At 61.4% G+C, this 18,584-nt stretch carries 19 protein-coding genes; 10 read left to right on the top strand and 9 right to left on the bottom strand.

The window, feature by feature from the left end; genetic code table 11:
- Window positions 1-15: 15 nt before the first annotated feature.
- Window positions 16-291 (bottom strand): PadR family transcriptional regulator, encoded by a 276-nt coding sequence (locus tag HALTADL_RS15280; RefSeq protein WP_089670782.1) that lies wholly within the window; start codon window positions 289-291, stop codon window positions 16-18.
- Window positions 292-495: 204 nt separating this feature from the next.
- On the opposite strand from HALTADL_RS15280, the gene HALTADL_RS15275 reads away from it, so the two are divergent.
- From HALTADL_RS15275 to HALTADL_RS15265, 3 genes are all read left to right on the top strand, one after another.
- Window positions 496-783, top strand: a complete 288-nt coding sequence (locus tag HALTADL_RS15275) for an amphi-Trp domain-containing protein (RefSeq protein WP_089670783.1) — start codon at window positions 496-498, stop codon at window positions 781-783.
- Between the two features lie 258 nt (window positions 784-1,041).
- Window positions 1,042-1,755 (top strand): DUF7117 family protein, encoded by a 714-nt coding sequence (locus tag HALTADL_RS15270; RefSeq protein ID WP_089670784.1) that lies wholly within the window; start codon window positions 1,042-1,044, stop codon window positions 1,753-1,755.
- A gap of 40 nt (window positions 1,756-1,795) precedes the next feature.
- A complete protein-coding gene (locus HALTADL_RS15265) occupies window positions 1,796-2,026 on the top strand; it encodes a DUF7385 family protein (RefSeq protein WP_089670785.1) in 231 nt (76 codons plus the stop codon).
- A 12-nt stretch (window positions 2,027-2,038) separates the two neighbouring features.
- Here the strand turns inward: HALTADL_RS15265 and HALTADL_RS15260 are convergent, their stop codons facing one another.
- On the bottom strand, window positions 2,039-2,932 hold the full coding sequence (locus HALTADL_RS15260) for a bifunctional methylenetetrahydrofolate dehydrogenase/methenyltetrahydrofolate cyclohydrolase (RefSeq protein ID WP_089670786.1): 894 nt from the start codon (window positions 2,930-2,932) through the stop codon (window positions 2,039-2,041).
- Window positions 2,933-3,078: 146 nt separating this feature from the next.
- Between HALTADL_RS15260 and HALTADL_RS15255 the strand changes: the two genes are divergently transcribed.
- Window positions 3,079-4,428 carry a sodium:calcium antiporter gene (locus HALTADL_RS15255; protein WP_089670787.1) on the top strand — a complete coding sequence of 450 codons (1,350 nt, stop codon included), beginning with the start codon at window positions 3,079-3,081 and terminating at the stop codon, window positions 4,426-4,428.
- A 35-nt stretch (window positions 4,429-4,463) separates the two neighbouring features.
- Here HALTADL_RS15255 and HALTADL_RS15250 read toward each other — a convergent pair whose 3' ends face one another.
- From HALTADL_RS15250 to HALTADL_RS15240, 3 genes are all read right to left on the bottom strand, one after another.
- Window positions 4,464-4,775, bottom strand: coding sequence for a hypothetical protein (locus tag HALTADL_RS15250; RefSeq protein WP_089670788.1), 312 nt, complete (start codon window positions 4,773-4,775; stop codon window positions 4,464-4,466).
- Window positions 4,776-4,925: 150 nt separating this feature from the next.
- The gene (glyA, locus tag HALTADL_RS15245) at window positions 4,926-6,173 is read right to left on the bottom strand and encodes a serine hydroxymethyltransferase (RefSeq protein ID WP_089670789.1); all 1,248 of its coding nucleotides are present in this window, start codon (window positions 6,171-6,173) and stop codon (window positions 4,926-4,928) included.
- A gap of 37 nt (window positions 6,174-6,210) precedes the next feature.
- Window positions 6,211-7,419, bottom strand: a complete 1,209-nt coding sequence (locus tag HALTADL_RS15240) for a potassium channel family protein (RefSeq protein ID WP_089670790.1) — start codon at window positions 7,417-7,419, stop codon at window positions 6,211-6,213.
- A gap of 178 nt (window positions 7,420-7,597) precedes the next feature.
- Between HALTADL_RS15240 and folP the strand changes: the two genes are divergently transcribed.
- From folP to psmA, 4 genes are read left to right on the top strand one after another with little or no spacing between them, the layout of a single operon-like run.
- Entirely contained in the window at window positions 7,598-10,147 is a 2,550-nt protein-coding gene (gene folP, locus HALTADL_RS15235; protein ID WP_089670791.1) for a dihydropteroate synthase, read from the top strand.
- 47 nt (window positions 10,148-10,194) lie between these two features.
- Window positions 10,195-10,911, top strand: coding sequence for an RNase P subunit p30 family protein (locus HALTADL_RS15230; RefSeq protein ID WP_089670792.1), 717 nt, complete (start codon window positions 10,195-10,197; stop codon window positions 10,909-10,911).
- The gene (locus tag HALTADL_RS15225; protein WP_089670793.1) at window positions 10,908-11,387 is read left to right on the top strand and encodes an Rpp14/Pop5 family protein; all 480 of its coding nucleotides are present in this window, start codon (window positions 10,908-10,910) and stop codon (window positions 11,385-11,387) included. The genes HALTADL_RS15230 and HALTADL_RS15225 overlap by 4 nt, the downstream gene beginning before the upstream one ends.
- Window positions 11,388-11,393: 6 nt before the next feature.
- Complete coding sequence (gene psmA, locus HALTADL_RS15220) at window positions 11,394-12,164, top strand: archaeal proteasome endopeptidase complex subunit alpha (RefSeq protein ID WP_089670794.1); 771 nt, start codon at window positions 11,394-11,396, stop codon at window positions 12,162-12,164.
- 14 nt (window positions 12,165-12,178) lie between these two features.
- Here the strand turns inward: psmA and HALTADL_RS15215 are convergent, their stop codons facing one another.
- Window positions 12,179-13,285, bottom strand: coding sequence for a M24 family metallopeptidase (locus HALTADL_RS15215; protein WP_089670795.1), 1,107 nt, complete (start codon window positions 13,283-13,285; stop codon window positions 12,179-12,181).
- A gap of 114 nt (window positions 13,286-13,399) precedes the next feature.
- Between HALTADL_RS15215 and HALTADL_RS17490 the strand changes: the two genes are divergently transcribed.
- Complete coding sequence (locus HALTADL_RS17490) at window positions 13,400-13,570, top strand: hypothetical protein (RefSeq protein WP_162551741.1); 171 nt, start codon at window positions 13,400-13,402, stop codon at window positions 13,568-13,570.
- Window positions 13,571-13,698: 128 nt separating this feature from the next.
- Window positions 13,699-13,941, top strand: coding sequence for a DUF7543 family protein (locus HALTADL_RS15210; RefSeq protein WP_089670796.1), 243 nt, complete (start codon window positions 13,699-13,701; stop codon window positions 13,939-13,941).
- A 7-nt stretch (window positions 13,942-13,948) separates the two neighbouring features.
- On the opposite strand, the gene HALTADL_RS15205 is transcribed toward HALTADL_RS15210, so the two are convergent.
- The 3 genes from HALTADL_RS15205 to HALTADL_RS15195 all read right to left on the bottom strand — a co-directional run bounded on the left by HALTADL_RS15205 (window position 13,949) and on the right by HALTADL_RS15195 (window position 18,520).
- Window positions 13,949-15,616, bottom strand: coding sequence for a hydantoinase B/oxoprolinase family protein (locus tag HALTADL_RS15205; protein ID WP_089670797.1), 1,668 nt, complete (start codon window positions 15,614-15,616; stop codon window positions 13,949-13,951).
- On the bottom strand, window positions 15,613-17,637 hold the full coding sequence (locus HALTADL_RS15200; protein WP_089670798.1) for a hydantoinase/oxoprolinase family protein: 2,025 nt from the start codon (window positions 17,635-17,637) through the stop codon (window positions 15,613-15,615). Before HALTADL_RS15200 ends, HALTADL_RS15205 begins: the two co-directional genes overlap by 4 nt.
- 73 nt (window positions 17,638-17,710) lie before the next feature.
- A complete protein-coding gene (locus HALTADL_RS15195; RefSeq protein WP_089670799.1) occupies window positions 17,711-18,520 on the bottom strand; it encodes a CBS domain-containing protein in 810 nt (269 codons plus the stop codon).
- Between the last annotated feature and the right edge of the window lie 64 nt (window positions 18,521-18,584).

Genomic DNA, 18,584 nt, shown 5'->3' with positions numbered 1-18,584 from the left:
CCGAAAACAGGCCGATCAGGCCGGAAGGTACTGCTCTTCCCAGTCCGAGCGAGCGTCGATCTCACGACGACCGCGACGCGTCATCGTGTAGAAGTTGGTACGGCGGTCCCGCTGGCCCTTCTCGACGAGTCCCTTGTCGACCAGCGTGTCGAGATTCGGATACAGTCGACCGTGATGAATCTCTTTTTCGTAGTACTCTTCGAGTTCATCTTTGATCGCCAGCCCGTGTGGTTCGTCAAGCCCGGCGATAACGTAGAGCAGATCACGTTGGAATCCCGTTAGGTCGTACATTGGTAATATCTGATCACAGCTTATTCTCTAAAACAAATAAATTTACCGACCTGACAGCGGACTGAATGTGTGGGTTGGGAGAGTACCGGCAGGATTTGCTATTGAGAGCGGGTGTATCCTGACAACTGATACGTAACATATCAGATAAAGAAGTAATTGATTGCATGCTAATCATTTATTAGTTGAGCGACCCTTTTGGTAACTATGCCAGAAGAGGTACTGTTTAAATCGGAGTCGACACAGTCCCGCCAAGAGATCGCCGACTATCTGCGAGCAGTCGCTGATCGGTTGTCCGCTGGTGAGGCAGTGTCGCTGTCGGCCGGTGACGACAGCGTGACCATGGAGATCCCCGACCGACCGACCTTCGAGGTCAAAGCCGAACGCGAAACCGACAGCAGTGGTGGGAACCCAGAGAAGTCTCTCGAACTCGAAATCGAGTGGGATGAAAACGGATCGAGCGGCAGCAGCGGTGGCTCTTTGAGCATCGAGTAGCGATACCGAACTGCCGCTGTTTGCTCGTAGTGTTTTGAAAAGGGGAACGTAAGCGGCACAGAAAACGTGCCGTCCGTTCCGTTGTGGTCCCCGCTGACGCTTCGGCCCTCCAAAGCGAAGCGTCATTACCGATTGAGAACCGCATAGGTATAAATATATCTTTGTAGCTATCAAATTTGATTACGAGTTGTCACGAATTTCGAGTGGTCGACCGACTGACCACGAACGGTTTTTCGGCACCCCAGCCGAACGGTGTGTATGAAGATACGGGGGACGCGTGAGTGTCAGTCCTGTGATGCGCAGTGGTCATACTACGAGACCGGGAGTGTTCGCTGTCCGAACTGTGGGTCGATGCGGAGTGTCGGCGTCGACGAGGACCGCCGAGAGCACACGGATTCACCGGCTGAGTTGGATCTGGAGCCGGTTCGGCGGACGTTGGCGACCGAGCCGTTGGAGCACGCGGTCGACGATCTCAAACAACGGCTTCGGGAGTACACGCGCAAGCGAGGATTCATCAAGGGCGGCGAGCTCCAGCCGCTCGACGACCGCTATCTCGCCGCCAGAGAGCTGCTCCATGCGGCGGATCTGGCGGCTCGAAGCCATAGTCCAACCGAGACCGAAGAGCTGTACGTCCTCGAACTCCTCGGCGGCACCGACCGCGGTGAGTGGCCGCCCGAAACCGAGATCCCCGACTCGCTTGCGGCCGCCAGAGGGTTGGCAGTCGCCGAGGCCGTCGAGGCCTACCGGCGTGATCTGCGGACGTGGCTCGAAGACCACCCCGATCCCGAGGCAACCAAGACGCTCGGCTCGCTCCGAGAACAGATCAAACGCGCCGAGGCCCTGCAGGGCGAGGTGTCGCTCGGGACTACCAACAGTCTGGTCGCGGCGGCCCGCGCCATCGGACAGTATCTCCGAACCGGTGATGAAAACGCCCTCGCCTCGGCTCGTGACCGACTCCAGCGACTCCAGTAGCCCGAAAATACCAAATCAATAGACTGTCATTAGCTACGATATGCCCGCGACGTTCGACGTCCACGACCACCGACACGAGATGAAACAGCTCAGAGACACGGGGAAAACCGGGCTGTACGACAACCGGAAAGACGTCCCGTGTCCGGTCTGCAACGACCCGTTTGACCGACTGTTTCTGACGAAAAAACGTGAGACAACGTTCCCGGAAAACGACGGCGCGAGTTTCTGTCTCCTCCATCAGGACGACGCTATCTACCTGTTTCGGCACTAACCGCGGGACCGATCAGGGAAGTTCGACGTCGACGCCTTCCTGCTCGCCTGCGGCTTTCACCGTATTATATAGGAGCATCGCGCGGGTCATCGGGCCGACGCCGCCGGGGACCGGGGTGATTGCGCCAGCCACGTCCTCGGCGCTCTCGTAGTCGACGTCGCCGACGAGTTTATATCCCTTATCATTGTCCGCGTCGACGCGATTGACACCCACGTCGATGACGGTCGCACCCTCCTTGAGCATCGAGCCGTCGATGAACTGCGGGACGCCTGCGGCAGCAACGACGATGTCCGCATCGCCTGTTTTGGCGGCGAGGTCGTCAGTGCGTGAGTGACAGATCGTCGTTGTCGCGTTGCCCTGTGGGGCCTTCTGGATGAGGAGATTGGCCAGCGGTTTGCCGACGATATCGGATCGGCCGACGACGACCGCATCAGCGCCTTCGGTTTCGATTTCGTAGTATTCGAGCAGTTTCTGGACGCCGTGGGGCGTACAGGGTTTGAATCGGGCGTCGCCAGCGACCAGTCGACCCACGTTCTCGGGGTGGAACCCGTCGACGTCTTTGGCGGGATCAATCGCGCGGATGACCTCGCGTTTGTCGACGTGGTCGGGGACCGGAAGCTGAACGAGGATGCCGTGGACCTCGGGGTCGTCGTTGAGTTGGTCAATCGTCTCAAAGAGTTCCTCGGCGGGGGCCTCGGGGTCGATCTCGACGTGGATGCCGTTGATGCCGACCTCCTCGCAGTCGCGCTGTTTCATCGAGACGTAGGTTTCGCTGGCGGCGTCGTCGCTCATCAGGACGGTGGCGAGGCCGGGGGTGACGCCGGCGTCTTCGAGGCTGTCGACGCAGCCGGTGATCTCGCTCCGAATGTCGCTTGCGACGGCTTTGCCGTCGATAATCTCTGTCATTGGGTGATAGACGGTGGGGAGTCGACAAAAGGATTCGGAACCACTGCGGCGGGTGACAGCACAAACCGATCCCAGCAGGATCGAACGAACCCAACCACTCACCGACAAACAAAAGAGGTAGGTACGTTCCTGTTGTTGTTCCACCAATGCTCGCTCGGTTTCGCCATCCACTCGTTGCTGTCGCTCTCACCCTGTTACTGACAGTCCCTTGGATCGCTACGTTCGTTTCGGCTGGCGGGTACGGAACCGTCCATCCCGGCGAGAACATCACCCCAGTGATGGCCGTTTTCATTGCCGGTATCGCTATCCTTGGTGCGGCGTTTCTGCTCGCGTGGGCGGCCGAAACCGCAGAAAAGGACGTCCCTCGGGCGTTTGCGATTGCCGTGTTGGCGGTGCTCGCGGTCGCCCCCGAATACGCCGTCGACGCGCTGTACGCGTGGCAGGCTGGGGCTGGCTCCGCCCAAGCCGGTAACCTCGCGGTCGCCAATATGACCGGTGCGAATCGGATTCTCATCGGACTCGGTTGGTCCGGCATCGCCCTGTTTACGATCTACCGCGCCAAGACAACCCGCGATTCGGCGGTTGAGAGCCGCTCGGGATTCCTCAGGGATGCGGTCACGCTCGACCGCGGGATTGCAACCGAGATCACGTTCCTGCTTATCGCCACGGCGTTCGCGTTTTTCATCCCGCTGGGTGGCGGCATCGGACCGATCGATTCGCTGTTCCTCGTTGGACTGTTCCTCCTCTACATCTCGATCATCATCCGTGGTGATGTCGAAGAGCCCGAGGGCCACGTTGGCGTTCCGTCCTACTTTCAGCAGTATCCCAAACTCCCGCGAATCGCAGTCGTTCTCCTCGGCTTCGTGTTTTCAGGGGCGATCATTTTCACCGCCGTCCATCCGTTCGCCGAGGGACTCGAACAGTTGGGGCTGCAGTACGGCATCCCCGAGTTCTTCATGATTCAATGGATCGCCCCGCTGGCCTCCGAAAGCCCCGAACTCATCGTCGTTGCCTACTTGGTGAACAAAGCCCGGTCGACCGCCGGGTTCAACGCGCTCATCTCCTCGAAACTCAATCAGTGGACGCTGCTGATCGGGACGCTCGCAGTCGTCTACTCCATCTCAGCCGGTGCGATTGGCACGCTTTCGTTTGACCCGAAGCAGTCCGCCGAGATCTGGATCACCGCCGCACAGAGCCTGTTTGCCATCGCCATTTTGGTGAACTTCGAGATCAGTATCCGCGAGGCACTCGTCCTCCTCGTACTGTTTAGTACACAGGTTCTGCTGGAGTTCTACGTGATTCGAACGTTTACTGAGCCAGCCGTGACCGAAATTAGCATCTTGGTGTTGTATGCCTACACTGCTGTCTACATGGTTCTCGGCCTTGGACTGTTTCTCAAGCGTCGACAGAGTGTCTCTGAGATCATTACGCGTACCTTTGCAACTGCCCGCACAGCGCTCGGTGGGTCGAACAGTCGACCTGAACACGCGGACTGACAACGAGCTCCCTCTCAGATAAAACACACCCGGACTCACCCAAAGACACCGAGAGACACGATCCCAACTACAAATATCAACAACCCGGAAGTGACCGTAATGATCACAGCGCCCACATTAACAACTCGGTAGGCGAATGAGTGTTCCAGATCGTACTCGCTCTCCGTCTTTGTGAAGACGTTCCTGAGCCCGAATACGAGGGCGACAGCATTCCCAAGAACGAGGAGAACTATGGGGGCTACTTCAGAGAGCACGAGACTCTCGGAGAGTATGAAACTGGCACTGATTGTGAGACACCCAATCAGCGCCAGTCCGTAGCCAACGAGATGGTATTTCCTATGTTCCATCTTTTCTCTGTATTGATAATATAGCCAAAATCAGGCATATATCTGACGGACGAGTGTCACGACAGGATTCTCTCTTGTTGAACAAAAATCTACGTCCTGACCGTTGGACACCGTCGAAATATCTACAACTGCGGTTGGCAGGTCCGGGAATTACTCGTAGAGCGGATGCTCAGCACACAGTTCGTCGACACGTTCGCTGACCTCGGCGATAACCTCGTCGTCGTCGTGGTTGTCGACGACCTTGTAAATCAGATCGGCGACCTCGGCCATCGTCTCCTCGTCGAAGCCACGCGTGGTGAGCGCGGGCGTTCCGGCGCGAATCCCGCTGGGGTTGAACGGCGAGCGCGTCTCGCCCGGCACGGTGTTTGCGTTGAGCACGATGCCAGCATCCGCAAGGGCGTCTTCGGCGTCGCTGCCCGGCAGGTCGGGATGGGACTCCCGGAGATCCACGAGGACGAGGTGGGTGTCCGTTCCGCCCGAAACGACCTCGAAACCGTGGTCGGCGAACCGCTCGGCGAGGACCTCAGCGTTGTCGACGACCTGTTCGGCGTACGCCTCGAACTCAGGCTCGAGGGCCTCACCGAAGCCGACTGCCTTGCCCGCGATGTTGTGCATGAGGGGTCCGCCCTGACCACCGGGGAAGACGGCGTTGTCGATATCGTCGGCGTGTTCCTCGCTCGTCATCACGATGCCACCGCGACCGGCGCGGATCGTCTTGTGAGTCGACCCCGTGACGAAGTCGGCGATGCCGACCGGCGAGCGGTGGACGCCCCCAGCAACGAGACCAGTGATGTGGGCGATGTCGGCGAGGTGGTAGGCTCCCACGTCGTCGGCGACGTCCTGGATCGTCTCCCACTCAACCTCACGCGGGTAGGCGGAGTAGCCCGAAACGATCATATCCGGTTCGAACTCCGCGGCCATCTCGGCGAGACCTTCGTAGTCGACGTAGCCCGTTTCGGGGTCGACTTCGTACTGCTCGACGTTGTAGAACTGGCCGACGAAGTTGGCGGGGTGGCCGTGGCTGAGGTGGCCGCCGTGAGTCAGATCCAGCGAGAGGATCTTGTCGCCGGGTTCGAGCGTGGCAAAGTAGACCGACTGGTTGGCCTGCGTGCCGGAGTGGGGCTGGACGTTGACGTGTTCGGCACCCCAGAGCTCTTTGGCGCGGTCGATGGCCAGTTGTTCGATGTCGTCGGCGTACTCACAGCCGGCGTAGTAGCGCTTGCCGGGATAGCCTTCGGCGTACTTGTTGGTCAGCGCACTCCCTTGTGCCTCAAGGACGGCTTTGCTGACGTGGTTCTCGCTGGCGATCATCGCCAGTGTGCCTTCCTGCCGCGAATCTTCGCCTTCGAGGGCGTCTGCGACCGCCGGGTCGACCGACCGGACCTGCTCGTAGTTCATACCCAAAACGGGGCCGCTCATCCCAATAAGTGGTTCGTTAGGCGTCGGCTACCGTTCGGAACTGCTCGGCAGCGGTCCGGGTTCCTTTGGCGATGACGATGTCACCGCCGCGGAGTTCGGCGTCGGCATCGGCGACCAGAATCCAGCCGTCACCGGGTCGACGAATCGCAATTACCGACATCGTCACGTCGGCATCCGGGACGCCCTCGGAGACGGTGGTGCCGTCAAGCTGGCTCCCGGTCGTGATTTCGGCACGAGTGATGATCTCGTCGCTCTCTTGGACGGCGAGTTGGACCACCGGATGCACCTCGATATCCCGGAGGACGCCCTCGCTGATGTCGTGTGCGGCATCGCTGATCACCTCTGTGCTGGTTCCGAGGTGGATTAGTCCGCGAAGCGTAACGGGGTCCTCAGCGTCGGCCGCGGCTTGGAGGACCCACGCCTCGAATCTGGACTCTAGGGCGTCGACCTCGACTTCGAGGTTGCTGACCTCCTCGGCGAGTTCGGCGTCGTCGAACAGCACGCTGCTGTAGGCGAGGTCGACCGCGAGTTCCGAGAGGTTCTTCATGTGGACGATGGTGTCGACGGCGCGTTCGAGATCATCGAGTTCGGGGGCCTCCGGCACGACGGGATCGTACGGTGTCGCACTCAGCGTCTCGTAGACACCCCCGATTTCGGCTTCGGGACCGCGGAGGAGCGCGATATCGCCGGCACAGACCACGGTGTCCGGACCGGGGTTCAGCAGCCAGTCGTCGCCCCGGCGGAGCGCGATCACCCGAACGCCGGTTTCGGATTCGAGATCGATATCCCCGAGCCTCCGGTTGGCGTACGCCGACTCGGCGTCGACGACGCCCCGAACCAGCGTCTCGACGGCTTCGGGGAGTGCCGCCCGCATCGCCTCCGGCAGCCCGATGTCTTCGAGGACGATTTTGGCGATATCCCCGGCGGCGTCGCTGATCTGGTCAGCCGCGTTGACGATGCTCAACACCGGGGCGAGCGCCTCGGCGTCCGACGGGCTTCGGGCGGCCATCAGGAGGCTCATCTGGGCTCGGATTTCGAGGACGTCCATTTTCTGCTCCAAGCGGAGCACTTCGGTGGCGATCTCGTCGCTCTGGTGGAGCACTGCCGAGTAGGCGAGATCGATCAACAGCTCGGCGGTGTCTTTCATCTCGACGAGCACGTCTTTGACGCTGACGGGCTCGTATTCGATTGGCGTCGACGACACCTCTCCGGCTGGCAGATCCATACTACTACGACACACGGGAGACTACAAAAGCGTTCACTGCCCGACCGCCGCTCCTGCCGTATCGCTCCGTGAATCGGTGATTGGATCGGTGGTTCCTTCGAGACTTGTCGTACAGTTGATCGCGGTGCTGGTCACCGAGCACCGAAGCAGATAACCAGCGGCAGTTGGATGCTGGAGTATGGAGTATTACGAGGCGGCTAACTTTCTTTTCGACCTCCGCCGTTTCTCGGTTCGCCCCGGTACCGACGCTATCGCTGATCTCAGAGCGGAACTCAACGAGCCGGGCGCTGACATCCCGTTCGTCCAGATCGCGGGCTCGAACGGGAAGGGCAGCACGGCGAAGATGGTCGAATCGATCCTCCGGGAGAGCGGGCTGTCGGTCGGGCTGTATAGCTCACCGCATCTGGTCTCGCTGGACGAACGGGTTCAGGTCGACGGCCGACCGATTACCGCCAGTGCGATCACCGAGTTCATCGAACGGACCAAACCGTGGCTGGTCGACCGCGCCGCAGACGGCGAGCCGCTAACCTTCTTCGAGGTCATCACGATGATGGGGATCTGGTATTTCGACCGCGAAGACGTCGACGTCGCGGTTCTCGAAGTCGGCCTCGGCGGCGAGTACGACGCCACGAGCGTGGTCGACCCAATCGCGAGCTGTGTAACCACAGTCACGCTCGAACACACCTCGGTTCTCGGCGATACCATCGAAGAAATTGCCACCACGAAAGCCAAAGTCGCTCCCGGCGGCGGGACACCACTGGTCACCGGTGCGACCGGTGAAGCCCGCGACGTCATCCGTGGGGAGGCTGGCGAACTGCTGACCGTCGGCACGGCTGGCGGCGAGCCCTCGGATGTCACCGTCAGCTACGAGGGTCGAGTCAATCACACCGAAGCCGGTGCGCGGATCGAACTCCCGGTCGACGGCGGCCTTGACCCGACCAATGGCACTGGCGGCCTCGCCTCGACTGTTGGCACCGGCGGTCTCGACGTCCGGTTCCCACTGCTCGGCGAACATCAGGCACTCAACGCCGGGATCGCCACGACGCTGGCCAGCCAACTCTTTGGGGCGGTCGACAATGACACAGTCGACGTCAGTGCTGAGACGATCCATCGTGGACTCCGCAACGCCCACTGGCCCGGTCGGTTCGAGGTCATGCGCGAGGAGCCGCTTGTCGTACTCGACGGCGCACACAACCCCGAGGCGACCGCGACGCTGGCCGAGACGCTGTCGACGTTTGACTACGACGACTTGCATCTCGTCTTCGGCGCGATGCACGACAAATCTCACCGTGAAATGATCGAAACGCTGCCGACTGCCGACTCTGTCATCACCTGTCGACCGAATCTCGAACGCGCCGAGGACCCCGCCGTGCTCGCCAAAGTTTTCGAAAGCACCGGTGTCGACGATGTGGCTGCTGGCTCGTCGGTCGCCGAGGCCTTCGAGCAAGCCAAGGAGCGTGCTGGCCCCGACGACTGTTTGCTCGTCACTGGTTCGCTGTTCGCGGTCGGCGAGGCTCGGACGACGATGACACGGCGAGGAGTTCCGAAGCGCGTCGACGACAGCCAGACTGCCAGAGACGTGCTGTCAAAGGCCCACGTGACTGAGTGGGAAACCGACACCGAAGCCGAGCGAGCGGTCCACCGCGTAGCGACGATGGCAGTCGAAGGTCGACAGGCGACGATCCTCGACCGAGAACTCCGGTCGCTCGGTGGGAGTTGTGGCACCTCTGGTGTCACCGCCGCGGGCGAACTCCACGACGTCGTTCTGATGGGTACTCTCGCCCAGTTCCGTCAACTCACGGCGACACTCGATAGCCAGCCGTTCGGCCTTGCGGGCATTGCCGACGAAATCCGTCGACAAGTTGGGCTTGCCGAACGAACAGACAGCAACGACCCCGATATGCCGTATCCATGGGACGAGGGGACCGCAGTCATGGGAATTCTCAACGTGACGCCCAATAGCTTCCACGACGGCGGGGAGTTTTTCGACCCGGAGGCCGCCATTGCGGGAGCCAAACAACTGGTCGACGAAGGTGCCGACATCATCGACATTGGGGGCGAAAGTACCCGTCCGGGAGCCGATCCGGTGCCTGTCGAGGAGGAAATCGAACGCGTCGTGCCAATCATCGAGGCCATCTCCGATCTCGACGTCTGGATCTCGGTCGACACCCGGAAGGCGGCGGTCGCCGAGGCCGCACTCGATGCCGGGGCGGACATCCTCAACGATGTCGCCGGACTCGAAGACCCCGAGATGCGGTTCCTCGCTGCCGACCGCGAGGTGCCGGTGATCGTCATGCACTCCATCGATACGCCGGTCGTCCCCGATAGGGACGTCGACTACGAGGACGTCGTCGACGACGTGATCCGATCCCTCAACGAGCGTGTCGTTCTCGCCGAAAAAGCCGGTATTCCCCGCGAACGCATCATCGTCGACCCCGGACTCGGCTTCGGCAAAACCCCCGCCGAGAGCTTCGAACTCCTCGGTCGACTCGACGAGTTCCGGGCCCTCGGCTGTCCGATTTTGGTCGGTCACTCCCACAAATCGATGTTCGACCACGTCGACCGGACGCCCGATGATCGACGCGATGCGACTGTCGCCGCCACTGCGCTGGCCGCCGAGCGTGGGGCCGACATCGTTCGGGTTCACGACGTCGCCGAGAATCGGGCCGCCGTCGACGTCCAGCAGGCGACCAGCGATCCGGCCAGCCGAGATGAAGACGCCGATTGAGCAGAGCGAACCGGAACCACAAAGCCACCGACACGACAATGACGAGTATGTACGAGGCGGTCGCCGCCTACCCCGACGGGACGAGCACCGTCAGCCGCTGTGCGAAGACGGCCGCGAGCCTCGGCTACGATGGGCTCGTTGTCCGAACGCGGGACGCCGACTACGACGCCGAGGCAATCGCCGACCGCTATGGCGTCGACATCGTTGCCGGAATCGAAGTCGAGGCCGACAGTCCGGACAGCCTCTCGGGATCGATAGGCAACTTCCGACGGGACTGTACCCTGCTTTTGGTCCGCGGCGGCACGAACGCACTCAATCGGTACGCCGTCGAACAGGATCGGGTCGACGTGCTCACACGACCGATGGCTGGCGACGGGAATTTCAACCACGTACTCGCCCGCGCCGCCAAAACCCACGGCGTCCGCGTCGAGTTCGATTTCGGCCCCGTCCTCCGATCCAGCGGCGGCCAGCGCGTCCAAGCGCTCCGCGGACTCCGCAAACTCCGTGAGTTGGTCGACCAGTACGACACGCCATACGTTGTCAGCGCGAGCGCGACGACCCATCTGTGGCTTCGCGCCCCGCGGGAACTGATCGCCCTCGGCGAGCAGATTGGGTTTTCGGCCGCCCAGATCGAAAGCGGCCTCGAAGAGTGGGAGCGGCTTGCGGCCCGCAACAGGCAGCGAGCGGCCGACTCGTTCATCGAGCCGGGCGTCACACGCGGCCGATACACTGCAGACAACAGCCAACCGGAGGAGCCACGATGAAACACCTCCCGAAACACATCCGGCCACGGTGGCGGTATCTCGCGGTCGACATCGAGTCGACGCCCGACGCAAAGATTGACCGCGGGACCTTCCAGCGGGAACTCTGGTATGCTGCGGGGAACCTGCTGGGCGATCCGGGGAGTGCCGATGCAGACCTCACGGTGTACGATTTCCGGTTCGAGGATGGTGTTGGAGAGACGATCATCCGTGTCCGGCGGGGCGAAACCGACGCTGCGCGAGCCGCAGTGGCCTGTGTCGACGCAATCGACGGCGAGCCGGTCGGGGTTGTCGTTCGTGGGATTTCGGGGACCGTCCGAGCCTGTGAGGAAAGCTATTTAGGACGCCGGACCGGAGATTTCGAGCAGAGACACGTCGTATTCGCGGACGCCCGTCGGGCTGCTGTCTCACGGGGTGAGGCAGTCGAGGTATCGATGCCGAGGGGGTTGGTGAGTGCGACGGAACTCGATTTCGAGTGAGATTATATGCAGGGACAATCCCAACAGCAGGCGTACGACCGTGGCATCACCATCTTCTCGCCGGACGGTCGACTCTACCAGGTCGAATACGCCCGCGAAGCAGTCAAACGCGGCTCGGCGTCCATCGGCGTCCGAACCGCAGACGGAGTCGTACTGCTCGCAGACAAACGTAGCCATTCGCCGCTTATGGAGCCCGAAAGCATCGAAAAGCTCCACAAGGCCGACGACCACGTCGGCATCGCCTCGGCTGGCCACGTCGCTGACGCCCGCCAACTGATCGATTTCGCCCGTCGACAGGCACAGGTCGAACACCTCCGCTACGGCGAGCCGATGGGCGTCGAAACGCTGACCAAAACGGTTACCGACTACATCCAGCAGTACACCCAGATCGGCGGTGCCCGACCGTTCGGGGTTGCGCTGGTGGTCGGCGGCATCGAAAACGGCGAGCCACGACTGTTCGAGACCGATCCGTCGGGGACGCCCTACGAGTGGAAAGCACTGGCTATCGGCGAGAACAGAGCCGACATCCGTGAATACCTCGAAGAAGGATTCACCGAGGAACTGACTCTCGACGAGGGAATCGAACTCGCACTCGGCGCGCTGTCGGATGCCACAGATGAACTGCTCGAACCGGATGGACTCGGTCTGGCGACGATCACCGTTGAGGACGAAGCTTACCACCAGTACTCGGTCGACGAGGTCGAAGCTGTCCTCGAAGAAACCGAACTGCTGGCCACCGACGAAGAAGAAGAAGACGACGCCGACGAAGACGAGTAGTCGCTGACTAATTGTTATATACGCCACTCGCGCGACGTGGTATTGAGTCGCTCACAGCCATCCTGAGTTACAACCACGAGATCCTCGATTCGGACGCCGAACTCGCCAGAGAGATATACACCCGGCTCCACCGAAAACACCATCTGTGGTTCGAGTAGGCGGTCACTACCGTCGACGATCAGTGGTTCTTCGTGAATATCAAGGCCGACGCCGTGGCCCGTCCGGTGGATGAACTGCTCGCCGTAGCCCGCCTCCCTGATGATCTCGCGGACCGCCGCGTCGACCTTCCCTGCGGTCATCCCCGGCTCAACAGTCTCGATAGCGGCCTGCTGTGCCCGGTTGACGATATCGTGGACCCTTTTAAACTCCTCGCTGGGCTCGCCGTCGAAGACAACTGTTCGGGTTTGGTCGGAGGGGTAGCCGTCGACGCGGGTTCCGAAATCCAGAACCACAGGGTCGCCCGATTCGATGGTACGGTCGCCATGGGTGTGGTGTGGCATTGCGCCGTTGGCCCCCGAGCCGACGATTAGCTCAAATGAAGGTTCTTTCCCACCAGCAGCGGTGAGTTCGGCTTCGATCCGGCTAGCGAGTTCGGCTTCAGTCATCCCGACCGCCTCGGAGCCGAGCTCTCGAACAGCCGTCATTGCAGTGTCGGCAGCTGTCGCAGCCCGGCGGAGTGCGGCGAGTTCGGCGTTGTCCTTCCGTATCCGAAGTTCAGCCAGTAGCTCGTCGGCCAGTCCAAACGTCGTATTCGGGAGTATCGACTCCAGCAGCTGGGTAAACCGCGCCCACATCGTCTCGTCGACAAGGAGGTGGCCACCGTCGAGCCCAAGCTCCGAACACAACTCTGCAAGCGGTTCGGTCGGTCCCTCGCTGTCGCTCCACGTTCGAATTCTGTCGACTGGAGTTCGGTCCTCAATTTGTTGCGCGGCCAGTTCGGGGACGAAAAACACCGGTTCGTGATCGGTCGTCAGAAACAAAAACAGTGCTCGCTCGCTTGGCTCCTCGGCGAAGCCGGTGAGATATTCGAGATTTCGACTCGGGAAACAAACGATCCCATCGGCGTCGACATCCGCAAGCCGCCGTCGACAGGCCGCCAATCGATCCGCATGTGATGACATGGCAGTATCTGTCCGGCCATCTCCAAAGCAGTGTCGACCGAAACCAGTGTCTGAAACATCGCTTTAAAAGCTAGAGGCCGATTACTTAGGTAGGATACCGAAAACAGATGGTGTATGCCCTTCCAATGGCTCTCCGCGAACGCGTGTCCCTCCTGTAACATCATTCCAACTGCAACCCGATACGACGATTTCGGTTACCCGCTCTGTCCGAACTGTGGAACGGTCATTCGGTCGGCCGAAGGCGGTGAGGAACAGCAGCTGGCTGCAACCGCTCAGTCCGACTGATACGGTTTGCTGTAGGAAGTTCCCGTCTTGACCCCGACCGTTAGGTGGTCAAGCGGGAACCGTCTACAGCAGACAGTATGAAAGGTACGTTCCGTAACGTACGTGTAGCCGCCTCCCGTTGATACGGCATGGATTGGGAGCAGACGACAGCCGAAGACGGTCTCGAAGAGTGGACTCGCGCCGACGACAACGCAAGCATCCGGCTCCGTCGACGCACTGACGACCAGTTTGCGGTCCGACTCGACCGGCTGTATCAGGCCAACGAGGGACGCGGCTACGAGTACGAAGTTGTCGAAAACCGCGAAGCCGCCGAACAGTTGGTCGACGAGTGGCAGGCCGAAGCCGTTCCCGCCGACGAGACATCGGAGTAGTCGCCGCCTACTCGGCGTCTTCGGCGTCAGTGTGCTCTTGGTCGACCGACTTGGTCCGTTTCCCATCGGTAACATCAGTCGCCGTCGACTGCTCGTCCCGTTTTTTCGGTGGCCCGTGACCGCCGCCACCCGGTGTTCGAACTGTGACTGTGGTTCCGGCGTCGACCTCAACTGTTGTTTTCGCGCCCACTGGCTCGCCATCGATCAAATTTGTTCCACACGCGCCGTCCTCGCCGCCAGCAACGCCACGAGGCGGGTAGCGTCGACGCTCGGTCAGTAGTGACACGGTGGCTGGAACCTCGGTTGTTATGCGGCGTTCGATGCCAAGCCCGCCGCGATACTGGCCACGACCGCCGCTGTCAGGGCGCAGCGCGTAGCGCGTCACCCGGAGCGGATACTCGGCCTCAAGCGCCTCGACCGGCGTATTCAGCGTGTTCGTCATCCCGACTTGGACGCCGTCCATCCCATCTTTGGTCGGTCGACCGCCGAACCCACCACCAATCGTCTCGTAGTAGCTGAACCCTTCGCCATCCCGGCTTCCGATTGTGAGGTTGTTCATCGTCCCCTGTCCCTGTGCCGGTAGTTGGTCGGGGACTGCCTCCGCGAACGCCGACAGCACCGTATCAGTTACTCGCTGGCTGGTCTCGACGTTGCCGCCCACAACGGCTGCAGGTGGCTCCGGATCAAGGAGACTTCCACTCGGAATCTCAACCGAAACGGGCTGATAACAGCCCTCGTTCGGTGGTATATCAGGATCAGTCACCGCGCGGACGACGAAGTAGACTGCACTTTTGGTGACCGCTCGCGGCGCGTTGACGTTACCGTCGACCTGTGGGGCCGTGTCGGTAAAGTCGACGGTCAAAGAGTTGTTGTGAATCGTTATACGCGCCCTAATTGGGACATCCTCGTCGGTGATGCCGTCGCCTTCGAGGAAGTCTTCGGCGGCGAACGTACCGGTTGGAAGCTCCGCGATTGCGGCTTCCATGCGCTCTCGGGAATAGTCGATGACGGCGTCGAAAGCCGCGCGGAGTGTCTCGGTGCCGTGGTCGTCTCGAAGCTCCGAGAGCCGCAGTTCGGCCCGGTCGTTGGCGGCGATCTGTGCACGAAGATCGGCCCGTCGTTCCTCGCTGTTGCGGACGTTCGCCAACAGCAGCGACAGCAGTTCCTCGTTCCGTTCTCCCTCCGCAACGATTCTGACTGGTGGAATCCGAACTCCCTCCTGATAGATCTCTCTGGCCCCGGCAGGCATGCTTCCGGGTACCATCCCGCCGATATCGGCATGGTGGGCCCGCGAGACGGCGTAGCCGACTGGCTCACCGTCGAGCGTTATCGGCGAGACCATCGTCAGATCTGGGAGATGGGTACCACCGGCAAACGGGTCGTTGAGCAGCCAGATATCGCCCGGCTGTGGGTCCTGTTGGCGGACCGCCTCGACGGCCTCCGGCATCGCACCCAGATGAACCGGTATGTGTTCGGCTTGGGCTATGAGTCGACCCTCGGTGTCGAACAGCGCGGTCGAACAGTCCCGTCGCTCCTTGATATTCGGCGAGTAGGCACCGGCTACTAGCACTTGTCCCATCTCCTCGGCGACGCCCTCTAGCTGGTTACGCATGATTTCGAGCGTCACAGGATCAATCTCCTCGGCGACATCGGAGCTTTCGGTGGTGTCTGTCATATAGAGTCCTCCCGTCTGAGTCTGAGTGTCCCATCCGCACTGACGGTCGCCGTCCAGGTAGGTGGGACAACCGTCGTCGACTCGTCGGCCTCGATGATCGCTGGGCCCCCAACCGAGTGGTCGACCGCAATCTCACCACGGTTGTAGATCGGTGTCTCGACAAACTCGTCGTCGAAAAACGCCTCCCGGTGGCCAATCTGGGCCGGTGCCTCCGGCTCGTAGACGACTGCTGGTGGCTCACGTTCGGCCACTGCAGTCGCCCGGAGCGTGACGAGTTCGACTGGATCGTCCATTCGGTAGCCCGAGTTCTGTTCGTGAGCCGCGTGGAACGCCGAGTCGACCGTCTCGATGTCGACCGGCCGCGAAATCGGTACGGTGAGTTCGAAGCTCTGGCCGCTGTAGCGGAGATCAGCCGCATACTCGACTCTCGCCGCCGTCTCGTCGACTCCAGAACCCAGCCGAGAGAGCACATCCGACCGGAGTTCCGAGAGCGTCTCGTCAATTAACTCCGAGTCGACCGCCGAAAGCGGTGTTCGAACTGTTTGGGCCGCGTCGTGTTTCTCGTCGGCCGACAGCAGGCCGAACGCCGACCGGACGCCGCTGGCGTAGGGGACGACTACCCTGTCGACGCCGAGCGTTTCGGCCATCTGCGCGGCGTGCATCGGGCCAGCGCCGCCGAACGCACAGAGGCCAAACTGGCGTGGATCGTGGCCGCGTTCGACCGTGACCGCCCGAATCGCCCGTGTCATGTTGGCGTTGGCAATTCGGTAGACACCGCGGGCGGCAGCTAGTGGGCCGTCTACCCCGGCCTCTGCTGCGAGCGAGTCGAGTGCTGTCCGTGCGGCCTCGGCATCCAGCGAAAGATCACCGCCGAGTTCGGCGTCGTCGCCGATATACCCCAACACGAGGTTGGCGTCGGTGACCGTCGGCTTGGTGCCGCCGCGACCGTAGGCCGCGGGTCCCGGCATCGCGCCGGCGGACTCCGGGCCGACCCGAAGCGCGCCACCGGCGTCGACCCACCCAATCGAGCCGCCGCCCGCGCCGACCGTATGGACGTCGACCATCGGCACGCCGATGGGTCGACCACCGATTTTGGCGTCGGTTGTGATCTCCGCGCCTCCCTCTCGGACGAGACTCACATCGCTGGAGGTACCGCCCATATCGAAGGTGATCAGTCCCTCCTTGTCGGTTTCAACCGCACTCGCGCTGGTAACGCCCGCCGCGGGCCCGGAGAGAACGGTGGTGACTGCCCGCTTTCGGACGGTCTCGCTGTCGGCGATGCCACCGTTGGACTGCATAATACGTGGGGTTGGCACACCAGCGTCGACGGCGCGCCCTTCGAGTCGTGAGAGATAGCGTTCGATTGGCGGACGGACGTAGGCGTCGACTACTGTCGTCGAACTCCGTTCGTACTCGCGGAACTCCGCCAGCACCTCATGGGAGGCAGACACCGGAACATCGAGCCGCTCACGGAGTCGCGCTGCGACCCGTTTTTCGTTGTCCGGATGGGCGTAGGCATGAAGCAGACAGACGGCGACGCTTTCAATTTCACTGTCGACGATTGTGTCGACGAGCCTGTCGATCTCACTGTCGTCGACTGGCCGTTCGATACCCTCTGTTGTCGCCCGTTCGCCGAGTTCAAACCGTCGCCGTCGGGGAACGAGTGGCGTCGGTTTGTCGGCGTTCAGATCGTAAAGTGCGGGGCGGTCCTGTCGACCGATTTCGAGCACATCCCGGAACCCCTCGGTGGTAATCAGCGCCGTTTTTGCGCCGTTTTCCTCCAACAAGGCGTTGACCGAGACGGTCATCGCGTGGCTGAACGCATCGATCTCACTCGGGGCGATATCTGCGGCCGAACAGGCCCGCGTTAGGCCCTGCATAACGCCCTTGCTTTGGTCTTTGGTGGTCGGTACTTTCAGTGTCGTCAGTTCACCGTCGGCCAACAGGACGACATCAGTGAAGGTACCGCCGACGTCGACGCCGATAACCGTCGGTTGCTCCTCGCTGGCGTCCGTACTCACTATCTGTCACTCCAACTGTGTGCGTGAATAGTGTACATACTCGCAGGCTGTCTGCCACGGACTTAGTGATTACCTACTCCTGAAGCCGCTCGGTCGTCTCGACGAGCGGGTGGCGGGCGTAATCGACGATTGCGATGTCTTCGATGCTCGTCAGGTCGTGTTTGTTGGCTGTCTTCGCGATCCCGAGGTCGACAGACTCGTTGAGGACGATTACGTAGGCGTCCATCTCAGGAATATCTAGACTGTCGGCGGCCAACACGCGATGGTGGCCATCGGCGAGATACAGTTCGGGAGTATCGGTGTCGGCTGTTCCGGTGTTGTCGATGACGACCAGCGGCTCGGCGAGTCCCCGTTCGAGTTCGTAGCGTCGACCGGCGAGTTCGTCGGCGTAGACGCGCTCCTGTGTCGGTGTGAGATCGGCCAGCGAAACGGTTCGTCGCTCCTCGGTGAGTTCGACCCCATTGTGGATCTGTTCGAGGCTCCGCCGGAGTTTGCCCACCTTCTCGGGTGTGACGCGTTCGATCTGGCTCCGGACCACATCGGTGTTCGAGAGAATACCGATCAGTCGACCCTCGTCGTCGACGACCGGGAGCTTCTGAATCCCCGACCGAAGAATTACGCGAGCAGCATCGGTCACCGCCATTTCGGGATCGGCAACCAGAATATCGGGAGTCATCACTGCCGAAATCGGCGTCTCGCTGTCGGCTGCAAGCAGATCTCGGGCGGTCACGAACCCCTTGACGGTCAGCTCTCGACAGACCGGAAACCCGTTGTGGCCCTCGCTTTCGACGATCCGGCGTGTCACTTCGTCGACCGAATCGTCCGGCGACACCGTCGAGACTTCGTGAGTCATATACTCCTTGACCCGCGGCTTGCTCTCCATAGCTGGTGTTGGCCCAACGTGGGCAAAAAGCTACGGTCGACTCGTCGGCATACCCTGTGTCGCA

The organism is Halohasta litchfieldiae, assembly GCF_002788215.1.
In the GTDB taxonomy this organism is placed as follows: Archaea; Halobacteriota; Halobacteria; order Halobacteriales; family Haloferacaceae; genus Halohasta; species Halohasta litchfieldiae.
Note: the sequence above shows the minus strand (reverse complement) of the source record. Positions and strands in the feature narration are given on the sequence as shown.